This is a genomic window from Nostoc sp. LEGE 06077 (assembly GCF_015207705.1).
In the GTDB taxonomy this organism is placed as follows: domain Bacteria; phylum Cyanobacteriota; class Cyanobacteriia; order Cyanobacteriales; family Nostocaceae; genus Nostoc_B.
Window position 1 is genome coordinate 98,467 of sequence record NZ_JADEWI010000010.1, and the last position, 13,517, is coordinate 111,983.

The window sequence follows — 13,517 nt, forward strand, 5'->3', positions numbered from 1 at the left end:
GCTTCTCCTTAGACAATTGTTTTAGCTTGAAAATTACGCAAGCGTAGCGCATTAGTCACTACAGAAACCGAGCTAAAAGCCATTGCTGCACCGGCAATAATTGGGTTAAGTAACCAACCGCATATCGGGAAAAGAATCCCGGCGGCGATGGGAATACCTGCAACATTGTAGATAAAAGCGAAGAATAAATTTTGGCGAATGTTACGCATTGTGGCGCGACTGAGTTGAATGGCTGTAACGATGGCTTGCAAATCACCAGATATAAGTGTAATGTCACTAGCTGCGATCGCTACATCTGTACCAGTCCCAATGGCAATTCCTACATCGGCTTGCGCTAAAGCTGGTGCATCATTAATCCCATCACCAACCATCGCTACAATTGAGTGCTGAGTGCTGTTAGCTGTAGCGGGGCGTTTAGCCCGTGCTGGATAATTCTTCTTTGTCCCTTCGGTTTGCAGCAATTTAATGACTTCTGCTTTTTGCTCAGGACGGACTTCGGCTAAGACTCTTTTAATACCAACCTCATGAGCAATACTTTCGGCGGTGCGGCGGTTGTCTCCTGTAAGCATCACAACTTCTAAACCAAGTTTTTGCAATGCTTTTACTGCTTGAGGAGAAGTGGGTTTAATGGCATCAGCAATCCCCATCAATCCTTGGATTTCACCGTCAATTGCTAACCATACTGCTGTTTTACCGAGGTATTCTAAGCGTTCTTTATCTTGTTCCAGGCTTTGAGTATTAATATTTAACTCTTCCATCCAGCGTTGTGTGCCAATTTGCACCAGATGATGAGTAACAACACCTTGGACACCACTACCAGCCACAGCGGCAAAATCTCTGACATCAGCTAAGGTTACTTCCTGAAATTGAGCATATCTAACAACAGCTTCTGCCAAAGGGTGTTCGGAATTGCGTTCTACAGATGCGGCTAGTTGAATCAGCTGAATTTCGTTGCCATTAGCTGTACCGTTAACTGTGACAAAATCTGTCACTGTCGGGTTACCTTGGGTAATTGTGCCAGTTTTATCCAAGACAATTGTTTGAATTTGGTGTGCTAATTCTAGGCTTTCGGCCCCTTTAATTAAAATGCCGTTTTCTGCACCTTTACCCGTACCCACCATCACAGAAGTTGGTGTGGCTAAACCCAAGGCACAAGGACAAGCGATAATTAACACTCCAACTGTGGTAATTAATGCCAGGGTAACATTACCCATGACGTTGAACCAAATGATAAAGGTGAGGATGGCGATCGCAATTACCGCCGGCACAAACCACCCTGTAACTTGGTCTGCTAATCTTTGAATGGGAGCTTTTGAGCCTTGAGCCTGCTGTACTAATTGCACAATCTGTGCCAATACAGTATCTTTTCCGACTCTTGTCGCGCGAAATTTGAAACTTCCTGTTTTGTTGAGGGTTGCGCCGATAACTTCATCCCCTGGTTGCTTTTTCACAGGTACACTTTCGCCTGTTACCATCGCTTCATCAACTGTAGATGTCCCGTCAACTACTTCGCCATCAACGGGAATTTTCTCCCCAGGACGAACCAGTATTACATCACCAATTTGTACTTGCTCAATGAGTACATCTACTTCTATCCCGTTACGAATTAACCGGGCGGTTTTCGCCTGTAAACCAATCAATTTGCGGATAGCTGCTGAGGTTTGTCCTTTGGCGCGATTTTCAAATAATCGCCCTAACAAAATCAAAGTAATGACAATTGTTGCAGTTTCATAATACACATCTGCCATCAATCCTTGACTGAAGAAAAAGCCAGGAAATAAAGTAGCAAATAGGGAATAGAAATATGCTGCACTCGTACCTAAAGCTATTAAGGTATCCATTGTTGCAGTATGGCGTTTGAAAGCTTTCCAGGCATTGACATAAAAATTGTTACCGCACCAAAACTGCACAGGCGTGGTGAGAACTAATTGCAACCAAGGGTTGTGCAACCATTGAGGAATAAAGGGTAAGTGCAATCCTGTCATCATTGGCAGTGAGCCAATCACCAATACGATGCCCATGATGCCACCAAATGTCACTTTGTGTAGCAAATCACGAGATTCTTGCTGGCGATGTCTGATTTCTGCATCATCCTCTCCCGCCATGAGATTTTCTTCTTGCAGGGGATAAGCAGAATAACCTGCGGTATCTACTGCATCTTGGATAACTTGTAAATTTGTTTTTTTGGGGTCATAATCAACTGTTGCCTGTTCCGCCCCAAAATTTACACTACATTCATTGACACCTGGGACAGAACGAATAGTATCTTCAATACTTTTGGCACAGGAGGCGCAACTCATACCGCGCAGTTTAAGTGTGGTATTCTCCATCTGAACTAATCCCAATATTTTAAGTAGCACTAGCTAACGACTAACTTCATCTTGAATTCTCTACTCAACTGGAGAGTCAAGGGGTTGTTAGCATAATTTTTCTTGAGTGCAGGGTGGTGATGTTTGTTGTCCAAAGATAGATGCACCCACTTGTACTTTATCAAAAAAGGCAGGAGGGACAAACCAGGTGAAGACTCATTCTCTATTTACTGCTGAAGTTGCTGCACTTCTTCAAGTAAAAAGAAATGGTTTAACAGAAGAAATAATACGTTCCAATTCAATCTTGTTGTGTTTGAGAAGTTCATGTTCCCATAGCTCATTTGTGTTATCAGCGCAATTATTTGCCAGCGCCTCTCCAATTTCTTCAAAATTTTTTCCCATATTGCTTCTCAACCTCTCTGGTTCAGATAGCACTCCAAGTACAAATACTCTTTCCTGTAAATCATCTGGAATTTGGCTATTTACATGAGGCAATCGATGCTCAAACTGATCATCGAAATCAATGAGTAAAATCAGCCTTTCCTCTTGATATCGACGCATTTCAGGAACATGATCTTTTGCAAACTTGCTCACGACATCGCCCCATCCGCCAGCAGCTTTAAGGACTTGTATTACACGTGCGTTCAGATTTGGATGGAGAAGGAAACCGTTTGCTATTTGGCGATTAGCATCATCTTCTGGTAGAACAAAAACGTGCGGTTTATACCTATTAAGGCTCATATCTGTATGTCACCACGGAGCAAGGTTTCTACCAGATCACCGCTAACAGGTATATCATTGAGTAATCTTACTAAAGTTGGTTCTAAATGGCTTTTTCTGTCTAGCACAAAAGTATTTTCATCTGAAAATTTTCGGATTGCTTCCTCATTATGTGAAGTTGCTAAAATCTGCCCATTATTCTTAAACGATCGCCGTAAAGATACAACAAAATGCCCTACCTCTGACAAAGAAAGATAATTATCAGGCTCGTCCCAAAAGCAGAAAAGTGGGCCATAGTATTTGTTAGCCGCCAAAACAACGGCGCAAAGGAAAAAGCATTTCTCCCCATCTGATAAGTCCTTAAAGTCAACACTCAAAGTTGCATGATTTGCCTCGAAGCGAACAACCATACTTTTAGCATCTTTGCCGATAATTTCATTTAAAAAATCCTGAATATCAGGCATAACATCTCGAAGATATTTATCAGCCTGTGTGTAGGCGGCAGGATAGCGACTAAGTAAGCCAGAAAACCACTCCCCAAAGTTGGAGCCGTCTTGCTTAGGCTCCAACGTTTCGCCGTGAGAGTCTCCAGTCATTAAGGCTGGTATTGGCGCTAGTATAATCATACGTGCCAGCCAAGTCTTGAAAATGTGAAGTGGATCTGCTTCTGATTGCTCTTGAATCACTGGGAGAGCTACAAGATGCCAGTCCACCAGAAATTGAGCTTCATGATTTTTGGAAATAAGTGTAACTTGTGCTTCTTTGCGAGAGTAAACTGGATTTCCTTCAATCAAGAGTTGTTCTTCAAAAACTCGAAGTTCTCTAAAGCCTTCTGGCAAGTCAAATGCCAGGATATATTTATATAATTTATCTTTAAGTAATACTTCTATTTCAAATCTAATTGGGATCTCAGACCTTTCATGAGCAAAATCTTTTGACTGAATCAATTGACCGACTCTGTTAATGCCTCGACCAATACTTTGAAGTACCTCTAACGCTTTGGCAATCGTTGATTTGCCAACACCGTTTTTCCCAATTAAAAGTGCGGATGACATCCCCTTTAAGGACAGTTCAAAATTCTCTAGGCATCTGAAGTTGTGTACATACAATCTTTGAAGCATAGAAAAGTGACTCCGGGGTTGGGGAAGTGAACAAGCTAATAATCATAAGTTTACTTAACTAATTAGGACTTACGCACAGGCTACGGAAGAACGAACCACAGAGGCGCAGAGTTCACGGAGAAATGAGAGTTTGAGAGATGTTTTGCGTAAGTCCTACTAATGTCCGCTACGAGTATTCTGCCACTGTTGTTGCAACTGTCTTCAGACTTCAGACTAATTCCAATCTTGTTCTTCTTTTTTGCCGCGACTTTTGTAAATCCCTCCGATGTCGTGGATTTGGCGGGTTTTGGCAAAAAGTTCAGCTTCGCTCAAACCCCACTGCTGCAAGACTTTATCTAGGTCTTTTTTGATGTCTCGTGCGCCGGGAAAGCCTTGATAACGGATGCGTAACCGCGCTAATTCTGCCAAATTATAGTCTGTTGCCTCTTGAGCGAGTAGAATATCAATAAAGGGGCGATCGCGGTTGTAAAGTGGATGTTGCTGATCTTTACTTCCGTGCTGTTCTGCCATAGTTTATACCTTTAGTCTGATTCTTAATTCATTCTGAGTCTAGAGGTGAGATTCCTGCCAACGCAGGATAATGAAACATGAGGGCAAACACACCTTACCTCTTACGGCTCTCACCACTGCCAGTCAATAATAAATAAAGATACATTGTCTTTAAGAAAATACAAAAAGTTTTAATGAGGGTGAACATTATCTCACCCCAATTACAAGCAGCAAGGGAGCAAGAACCCGCTATGTTTGAACACTTCACTTCCGAAGCCATTAAAGTAATCATGTTAGCTCAAGAGGAAGCACGTCGCCTGGGACATAACTTCGTAGGAACGGAACAAATTCTCCTGGGTTTAATTGGAGAAGGAACGGGAGTTGCTGCCAAAGTGCTGAGTGAGTTGGGCGTTACCCTCAAAGAAGCACGACGGGAAGTTGAAAAAATTATTGGTAGAGGTTCTGGGTTTGTACCGCCAGAAATTCCTTTTACTCCGAAAGTAAAAAACCTCTTTGAACAATCGTTTAAAGAAGCTCATGGCCTAGGACATAACTACATCAACACAGAACACTTGCTTTTGGGTTTAACCGAAGCGGGTGAGGGTGTTGCGGCCAAAGTGTTGCAAAATCTAGGAGTAGACCTCATACTAGTGCGGACTGCTGTCCTACGTCGTTTAGGTGAAGATAATGTAGTTGTCGGTGGTAATAGTCCCCGACGTAACCAACAAGCCCTCACCCTAGAAGAGTTTGGCAGAAATCTCAGTAAACTAGCACAAGAAGGCAAACTAGACCCTGTAGTTGGTCGAGAAAAAGAAATTGAGCGGGCTATTCAAATTCTTGGTCGCCGAACGAAAAATAATCCTGTGTTGATTGGTGAACCAGGAGTTGGGAAAACGGCGATCGCGGAAGGTTTAGCACAACGTATTGTTAACCAAGACGTTCCTGAACTCTTGTTGAACAAACAAGTTATCAGCCTAGATATGGGCTTAGTTGTAGCAGGAACTCGCTTCCGTGGTGATTTTGAAGAACGCCTGAAAAAAATCATGGATGAAATCCGCTCTGTCGGTAACATCATCCTGGTAATTGATGAAATTCATACCCTTGTAGGTGCTGGTGGAACAGAAGGCGGCTTAGATGCAGCCAATATCCTCAAACCAGCTTTAGCACGGGGTGAACTCCAGTGTCTTGGGGCCACAACTCTCGATGAATACCGTAAGCACATCGAACGCGATGCAGCTTTAGAACGGCGTTTCCAACCAATTTTGGTAGGTGAACCTTCCGTTGAAGAAACCATCCAAATTCTTTACGGCTTGCGTGGTGCTTACGAACAGCATCACAAAGTAGAAATCTCCGATGCAGCTGTATTAGCAGCCGCCCAATTGTCAGATCGTTATATTAGCGATCGCTTCTTGCCAGATAAAGCCATAGACTTAATTGACGAAGCTGGTTCTCGTGTCCGGTTACGGAACTCGCAAATTTCCGCAAACAAGGAACTCAAGCGTCAACTAGTAAGTGTGACCAAAGCTAAACATGAAGCAGTTAGACTCCAAGACTTTGATAAAGCAGGTGAACTCCGCGACCAAGAATTAGAAATTGAAGCTCAGTTACATACAGAGCAAACTATTTCTATCCCCACGGTTGACGAAGAAGATATTGCTCAAATTGTCGCCTCTTGGACTGGTGTTCCCGTCAACAAACTGACAGAATCTGAGTCAGAGTTGTTGTTACACCTAGAAGACACACTGCATCAAAGGTTAATTGGGCAAGAACAAGCCGTTACTTCTGTCTCTCGTGCCATCCGCCGTGCCAGAGTTGGATTAAAGAGTCCTAAGCGTCCAATTGCCAGCTTTATCTTCTCTGGCCCCACAGGAGTTGGTAAAACTGAATTGGCTAAAGCTTTGGCCGCTTACTTTTTCGGTGCAGAAGAAGCGATGATTCGCTTGGATATGTCCGAATTTATGGAAAGCCATACCGTATCGAAGCTAATTGGCTCGCCTCCAGGTTACGTCGGCTACGATGAAGGCGGACAACTCACTGAAGCTGTACGGCGCAAGCCATACACAGTGCTGCTGTTCGACGAAATCGAAAAAGCGCATCCCGATGTTTTCAATATGTTGCTGCAAATCTTGGATGATGGTCAGTTAACCGATGCGAAAGGTCGGCGGGTAGACTTCAAGAATACTTTGATCATCCTAACTTCTAACATCGGCTCTAAGGTAATTGAAAAAGGTGGCGGTGGTTTAGGGTTTGAATTTGATAATCAAGCCGAAGCCAGCTATCACCGCATTCGTAACTTAGTGAATGAGGAACTAAAATCTTACTTCCGCCCAGAATTTCTCAACAGGCTGGATGAGATTATTGTCTTCACTCAACTGTCTAAAGATGAAGTCAAGGAAATTGCTGAGATTATGCTCCGCGATGTTGGTCATCGCTTGACGGAAAAAGGTATTGTCCTAGAAGTTACCGAAGCCTTTAAAGAATTGGTAGTCCGACAAGGTTATGACCCTAGCTATGGTGCAAGACCTTTACGTAGGGCAATTATGCGCCTATTGGAAGATTCTTTAGCGGAAGCAATGCTATCTGGCGAAATCGGCAATGGTGACACAGCTATTGTCGATGTAGATGACGATGGTCAAGTTAAAATCCGCAAGTCAGATACGCGGGAGTTACTTTTAGCAAATGCGCGCTAATTTTGACAGTCTAATACTTTGAAGCTCCAAAATCCCCTGGTTGATCAACCAAGGGATTTTTGGCAATTTATTATACTGGGTGAGTAAAATGATTCTCTGTACCCCGCTATCACTTTCACCACCATACAAATACTTGGGGAAGAATGCACAGCTATGCCCCTTGATCAGACATCAATGTGTATCAGAATTTTAGTGTAATAGTAAGTAGAAGGACTAAATTAAACCTAACTTGAGGTGACAGGGTTTCGACTACGCTCAACCCTCTTCTAGTCAGCTTATCGAGCATTGAGCGAAGTCGAAATGCGTGTTCTAAATAATTGTGTCCACCTACTTAAAAGACAAAAAATTACAGATTTTCGCAGAGTTTACGGGAATAGCAACATTTCTCTGCATCCAGATACGCCCTAAAAGTAATCTTCCATATTCTCTTGGTGAGTCTTGCCGTGGGATATGCTAAGATACAGCCGAAAATACGTTTAATATACCTAATCCTGTGTGTAAGATCATTCCGCATAAACTATAGCACTGGAATGATATTTGATAAATTAAGAATGATTTGGCACTATTTCAAGCTAAGGGCGTTTGATTAACCATCATCAAGCTTGCTTGAGCTAAAAATTCTCAAATATATATTTTGTAAATAAATTAGAATTACTACATTCTTATGTTGGCAAGCCAATAACATCAGGGCTAAGTGATAATTAATCAAGTTTTAATACATGGTATTACAGAATTGGAGACGCAAGCGCGGTGTTTCACTTACTACTAGAGGTTTACAAAAACTTCAAGAGGCAAAGCGTCAATCAGAAGCCAAGGAAAATTTTGGAAATAGCTTCACACTTGAAGATATCAGTTCACTTTCAGGGTTACATCCCAGCACAATCTCAAAAGTATTAAATCGAGAAGGGGGAGTTGATAAAAAAACTCTAGAAAAACTATTTTTAGTTTTTAATTTACAAATAAATGAAAGTGACTATTTAAGCTCAAATAATCATTTAGATTGGGGGGATGCGAGTTTTTTACCCGTTTTTTATGGACGGAAAGAAGAACTGCTCACCTTAGAACAATGGATTCTGGATGAACATTGCCAATTGGTGGCATTGTTAGGCATGGGTGGGATTGGTAAAACTGCGCTTTCTGTCAAGCTGGCTCAACAGATTCAAGAAGACTTTGAGTATGTGATTTGGCGATCGCTGCGTGAAGCTCCACCGGTGAAAGCTATACTAACTCAATTGATCCAGTTTTTATCTGACGAGCAAGAAACAGAAGCTAACTTACCAGACAGTTTAAGCGATCGCATATCACGCTTGATGGATTATCTCCGAAATTATCGCTGTCTATTAATTCTGGATAATGCTGAATCTATTCTCCGTTATGGCAGTCGAGCCGGCAAATATCGAGAAGGATATGAAGGATATGGTGAATTATTCAAGCGTTTAGGAGAAGCGACTCACCAAAGTTGCCTAGTATTAACTAGTCGAGAAAAACCTCAAGAAATAGGATTATTAGAAGGAGAAGCACTACCTGTTCGCGCCTTACAATTAAGTGGCTTGAAGGTAGTGGAAGGCCAAGAAATTTTAAAAGTCAAAGGATTATCAGCCGCCGAAGATGAATGGAAAGCCATGATTGAATCCTATGGCGGTAATCCATTAGCTTTAAAAATAGTGGCGACAACCATTGAAGATGTGTTCGCCGGGAATGTAACTGAGTTTTTACAACAAAATACAGTTGTTTTTGGCGATATTCGTGATATTTTAGACCAGCAGTTTGAGCGCTTGTCAGATTTAGAAAAAGAAATAATGTATTGGTTAGCAATTAATTGTGAACCAGTGGCGCTATCAGACTTGCGAGAGGATATTTTATCGCCAGTACCACCACAAAAATCTCTAGAAGCGCTAGAATCTTTAGTCAGGCGATCGCTAGTAGAAAAAAGCACAGCAACTTTCACCTTACAACCTGTAGTTATGGAATATGTAACTCAGGTATTGATAGAAAAAGTTTGTGAAGAAATAGTCACTGAGAATATTCAGCTTTTGAGATGTCACGCTCTGATCAAGGCAAGTGCTAAAGATTACATCAGAGAAACACAGATTCGCCTCATTCTCAAACCAGTGATTGATGGCTTGCTCACTGTATTAAGAAGCAAAAAAGGTATTGAAAACCAACTAACACAAATTTTACGCAAGCTTAGAGTAGAATCACCCCAAGAACCAGGATACACAGGGGGAAATATTATTAATCTGCTGTGTCAACTACAGACAGATTTAACAGGCTATGATTTTTCGGAACTAACAGTTTGGCAAGCTGATTTGCGGAACGTCAAACTACATAATGTTAATTTCCAAAATGCTGATTTAGCCAAATCTGTTTTTACTGAAACCTTTGGTGGTATTGCCTCAGTAGCTTTTAGTCCTGATGGCAAACTTTTAGCAACGGGAGATACCAATGGTGAGATTCGCTTGTACCAAGTTTCCGACTGGAGACAACTCTTAATTTGCAAAGGACATACTAACTGGGTTCCATCACTTGTCTTTAGCCCTGATGGTAGTATGCTGGCAAGCAGTAGTAGCGACCACACTGTGAAGTTGTGGAATGTCACTACTGGTCAATGTATTCAAACTTTGCAAGGACACAAACATGAGGTGTGGACAGTAGCTTTTAGTCCAGATGGTAACACCCTAACAAGTGGTAGTAATGACCACATGATAAAACTATGGAGTGTTAGCACTGGTGAATGCCTCAAAACTTTTCAAGGACATACCAGTTGGATAGTCTGTGCCGTTTTCACTCTGGATGGTCAGAAACTAGTAAGTGGCAGCGATGACAATACAATTCGTGTGTGGAATGTCAGCACTGGTGAATGCCTTAAAATTTTGCCAGGGCATCTTGATGGCATAAGATCCATCAGTATCAGTCCTGACGGCCAGACAATTGCCAGTAGCAGTGATGACCAAACAGTAAAGTTATGGGATATTGCAGCTGGGGAATGTATTAAAACTCTACATGGACATCATGCTGCTGTCTGGTCAGTAGCCATTAGTCCTCAAGGCAATCTTATCGCTAGTGGTAGTCTCGATCAAACCGTAAGATTATGGGATTTTCATACAGGTCAATGCCTGAAAACCCTTCAAGGACACTCTGGTTGGGTACTTTCTGTTGCCTTTAATTTGCAAAGGAATCTTCTCGCTACTAGCAGTGATGACCAAACTGTGAAACTATGGGACGTTAATACTGGTCAATGTCTGAAGACGCTTAGTGGTTATACCAGTCAGTCTTGGTCAGTTGCTTATAGTCCAGATGGTCAAATGTTGGCAAGTGGCGGTCACGATCAAATAGTGAGGTTATGGGATATTCATACAGAACAAGCTTTGCACAATTTCTTAGGACATAGTGCGGTGGTTCGATCAGTTGCTTTTAGCCCAAATGGACAAAAATTGGCAAGCGGCAGTGATGATCGCATAGTGAACTTATGGGATGTGAATACAGGTCAATCCTGGCAAACTTTTCAGGGACATCGTGCCGCAATCCAGTCAGTTATCTTCAGTCCAGATGGGCAAAAACTTGCAAGTGCCAGTGAAGATCAAACAGTGCGGTTGTGGGATGTGAATACGGGTCAATCCTTGCAAACTTTTCAGGGACATAGTGCTGCGGTTCAATCAGTTGCCTTTAGTCCTCAAGGGAGAACATTGGCAAGTGGTGCTTGGGATCAGACAGTCAAAATATGGGATGTCAACACTGGTGAGTGCGAACAAACATTAGAGGGTCATACAAATTGGGTATGGTCAATCGCTTATAGCCCGAATGGTGAACTACTGGCAAGTGCTAGTTATGACGGAACAATTCGGTTATGGAGTGTTAGGACTGGTGTTTGTTTAAAAACTTTAGAGGTTTGTGCAAATAGTATTGTTAAAGCAGTTGTTTTTAATCAAGACGGTCAAATTCTGGCTAGTAGTAGTCCCGATTACACAATTAAGTTATGGGATGTGGATACAGGCGAATGTCAAAGAACACTATATGGACATTCAGCTTGGGTATGGTCAATAGCTTTTAGCCCAGATAATCAAACTCTGGCCAGTAGCAGTGCGGATGAGACAATTAGAGTCTGGGATGTCAGCACAACTGAGTGCGTAAAAACTTTAAAAGCTAAAAAATTTTATGAGGGAACGAATATTAGGGGGATTACAGGTTTAACTGCCGCAACTATTACTACTTTGAAGGGATTGGGGGCAGTTGCTTAGAATACTGAATTGGTATTTTAGGACTACGCAAAAAAACGAAAAATTAAGGTTTGAGAAAAGGGTGTAGGGGTATGGGCGTGAAAAACGCACTCCTACAACCAGTCTCAACAGATAATCTTTGTGCGTAAGTAAGTCCTGACTCTTATTTAGTACAAGCTAGATAATTGAGGGACACACTCTCTGATTACTTAATCACCTAAGCTCTATCAATTAGACAAATAGGCAGAAACTAAAGATCAGCCATAGGAATGTCGCTAGGCAATCCATGTGCGAATTCCTCGAACATGATTTTTTCTAACTCTAAATCTGTGTCATCTAATATTGCTAAGTTATTGTCACTGAGATTAGTGTCAGAATTATGATGATTCAAAGATTTGTTTTGAATCACAGAATCATCATGAGTGAAAGATGACTGGGTGATTGTTGTAATTGTTGATGTTGCTGTTTTCATGTTTTTCTCCTTGGTAATTGCACTGAATTGAATGTTCGCAAAACCTTTTGAAAAAATTTACGCTTGGTTATTTGGTCAGTACCTCAGTAGTTAATAACCAAGCCTTACTCATCCTGATGACTGAGTTTTAGTGGTTCTAAAACATTTTCAATCTCCTCATCTGATATATAAGCTTCTGACGGTGGGCTAAAACGCAATAATGCGGCTTGATAACAGGCTTGTGCCACACGATCGCACTCTTGGGGAGTTAGCCCGGCAATCATCGCCACTGTTTCCTTAACGTGCTGTACCTCGTTGCTACTAATAGCACTGTGTACACGTAGGCAACGGGTAGCATTGATACCTGGTGGTAGCAATTCCTCTACTTTTTGAATGTACGCTTCTCCTATACATATCCCTAAACGTTCTGCCGTATAGGAATAGCCCACGCAATCAATTGGGTCTGAGTCCTGTGAGCTTTGGGCGAAATAATCCATTAATGCCTTTGCCGCAGGAGGATAAAACGCTTGAACAACAGCTTCGGCTCTATAACCCATTGAGCGAATATCCCGCAGAGCCAGTAAATCGTGACCAGCTTCATCTTGTGCTTTTTGTGCAGCCCACTGTGCCAAACTCTGACGATTTGCTGAGGCGAAACGCGATCGCGCTTCTTCCATTAGTTGTGGAGTAGAATGGCACAAATGGTAAAAACCAGCCAGTCGCCATACCCAACGGGTAGCGGTTAAAGTTGGTGGTCGGCGATCAGACTTTACTGTGTGCCAAGCAGATACTATTGCCCGATCTAAAAGCTTTCGGGTTTTAGATAAGGTATCTGCATCCATCATTTTTTGATTTGAGGAATCACCGCTAACATCTGATTGCGGTTGATTTACCCAACTACTATTGTTTGTCTCCATCCTTACCTTATCAGGCTGAATACGTGCTGATTCTGTATCAATTAAGAATTCATTAGGCATGGTTCGCTTTGTACACTCCCATATCTTTGTAGGATCTTGACTGGTAATTCTGCTACTGCCAAAGATCGTAGATAACTGAATAATTAAATAATTTCAATACACCTATGAGACAACTGCGCTTTTTAAAAATTTTTCTCACTTAAAAATTATGAATTGATGGCCAAATGGGATTTTCTGCGTTTCTCAAGTAAATTTCTGAATCAAGAATATCTGTAAAAAGCTTAACTTTAAGCTTAAAATCTTGATTTTCACTGGTAAAGATGTTTCAGTATTGGCAATATTTAGTAGACTCCATACGAACTGGAAAATGATGGATAAAACATTTGCCCTTGGATTTCCTGGTTTGACAACCTCCACTAAAAAACAGGTAGTCAGGCAAATCACTATAGACTTGACTCCAGATGAAGCTCAAAACCTAGAAAAATACTGTGAACAGACAGGACAAGCAGTCTCGAATGTGATTGAGGAACTCATTCGAGGGTTATCTGTAACCTAAGTTAGTTAAAGTTGAGAAAATCCTCAATACAATGCTGGAAAACATAG

General features: G+C 41.7%; 9 protein-coding genes. 3 read left to right on the forward strand and 6 right to left on the reverse strand.

What is annotated here, in order from left to right; genetic code table 11:
• Positions 1–8: 8 nt before the first annotated feature.
• The 4 genes from IQ244_RS09840 to IQ244_RS09855 all read right to left on the reverse strand — a co-directional run bounded on the left by IQ244_RS09840 (position 9) and on the right by IQ244_RS09855 (position 4,660).
• Positions 9–2,330: a heavy metal translocating P-type ATPase gene (locus tag IQ244_RS09840; protein ID WP_193892868.1), complete on the reverse strand. Its 2,322-nt coding sequence runs from the start codon at positions 2,328–2,330 to the stop codon at positions 9–11.
• Between the two features lie 231 nt (positions 2,331–2,561).
• The gene (locus IQ244_RS09845; RefSeq protein WP_193892872.1) at positions 2,562–3,050 is read right to left on the reverse strand and encodes a hypothetical protein; all 489 of its coding nucleotides are present in this window, start codon (positions 3,048–3,050) and stop codon (positions 2,562–2,564) included.
• Positions 3,047–4,150, reverse strand: a complete 1,104-nt coding sequence (locus IQ244_RS09850) for an AAA family ATPase (RefSeq protein ID WP_193892875.1) — start codon at positions 4,148–4,150, stop codon at positions 3,047–3,049. Before IQ244_RS09850 ends, IQ244_RS09845 begins: the two co-directional genes overlap by 4 nt.
• A 213-nt stretch (positions 4,151–4,363) precedes the next feature.
• Positions 4,364–4,660 (reverse strand): DUF3288 family protein, encoded by a 297-nt coding sequence (locus IQ244_RS09855; protein WP_193892878.1) that lies wholly within the window; start codon positions 4,658–4,660, stop codon positions 4,364–4,366.
• 230 nt (positions 4,661–4,890) lie between these two features.
• On the opposite strand from IQ244_RS09855, the gene IQ244_RS09860 reads away from it, so the two are divergent.
• Positions 4,891–7,329 (forward strand): ATP-dependent Clp protease ATP-binding subunit, encoded by a 2,439-nt coding sequence (locus IQ244_RS09860; protein WP_193893014.1) that lies wholly within the window; start codon positions 4,891–4,893, stop codon positions 7,327–7,329.
• Positions 7,330–8,048: 719 nt separating this feature from the next.
• A complete protein-coding gene (locus IQ244_RS09865; RefSeq protein WP_193892881.1) occupies positions 8,049–11,567 on the forward strand; it encodes an NB-ARC domain-containing protein in 3,519 nt (1,172 codons plus the stop codon).
• 229 nt (positions 11,568–11,796) lie between these two features.
• Here IQ244_RS09865 and IQ244_RS09870 read toward each other — a convergent pair whose 3' ends face one another.
• Both IQ244_RS09870 and IQ244_RS09875 read right to left on the reverse strand, forming a co-directional pair.
• Positions 11,797–12,018: a hypothetical protein gene (locus IQ244_RS09870; RefSeq protein WP_193892884.1), complete on the reverse strand. Its 222-nt coding sequence runs from the start codon at positions 12,016–12,018 to the stop codon at positions 11,797–11,799.
• 104 nt (positions 12,019–12,122) lie between these two features.
• A complete protein-coding gene (locus tag IQ244_RS09875; RefSeq protein WP_193892887.1) occupies positions 12,123–12,974 on the reverse strand; it encodes a hypothetical protein in 852 nt (283 codons plus the stop codon).
• Positions 12,975–13,281: 307 nt separating this feature from the next.
• Between IQ244_RS09875 and IQ244_RS09880 the strand changes: the two genes are divergently transcribed.
• Complete coding sequence (locus IQ244_RS09880) at positions 13,282–13,470, forward strand: CopG family transcriptional regulator (protein ID WP_322746045.1); 189 nt, start codon at positions 13,282–13,284, stop codon at positions 13,468–13,470.
• Positions 13,471–13,517: the final 47 nt, after the last annotated feature.

Excerpts from the sequence above, each read along its gene's own strand:
- IQ244_RS09860 (WP_193893014.1), top strand. The coding sequence starts at position 4,891 with ATGTTTGAACACTTCACTTCCGAAGCCATTAAAGTAATCATGTTAGCT.
- IQ244_RS09855 (WP_193892878.1), bottom strand. The coding sequence starts at position 4,660 with ATGGCAGAACAGCACGGAAGTAAAGATCAGCAACATCCACTTTACAAC.
- IQ244_RS09865 (WP_193892881.1), top strand. The coding sequence starts at position 8,049 with ATGGTATTACAGAATTGGAGACGCAAGCGCGGTGTTTCACTTACTACT.
- IQ244_RS09870 (WP_193892884.1), bottom strand. The coding sequence starts at position 12,018 with ATGAAAACAGCAACATCAACAATTACAACAATCACCCAGTCATCTTTC.
- IQ244_RS09850 (WP_193892875.1), bottom strand. The coding sequence starts at position 4,150 with ATGCTTCAAAGATTGTATGTACACAACTTCAGATGCCTAGAGAATTTT.
- IQ244_RS09880 (WP_322746045.1), top strand. The coding sequence starts at position 13,282 with ATGATGGATAAAACATTTGCCCTTGGATTTCCTGGTTTGACAACCTCC.
- IQ244_RS09845 (WP_193892872.1), bottom strand. The coding sequence starts at position 3,050 with ATGAGCCTTAATAGGTATAAACCGCACGTTTTTGTTCTACCAGAAGAT.
- IQ244_RS09875 (WP_193892887.1), bottom strand. The coding sequence starts at position 12,974 with ATGCCTAATGAATTCTTAATTGATACAGAATCAGCACGTATTCAGCCT.
- IQ244_RS09840 (WP_193892868.1), bottom strand. The coding sequence starts at position 2,330 with ATGGAGAATACCACACTTAAACTGCGCGGTATGAGTTGCGCCTCCTGT.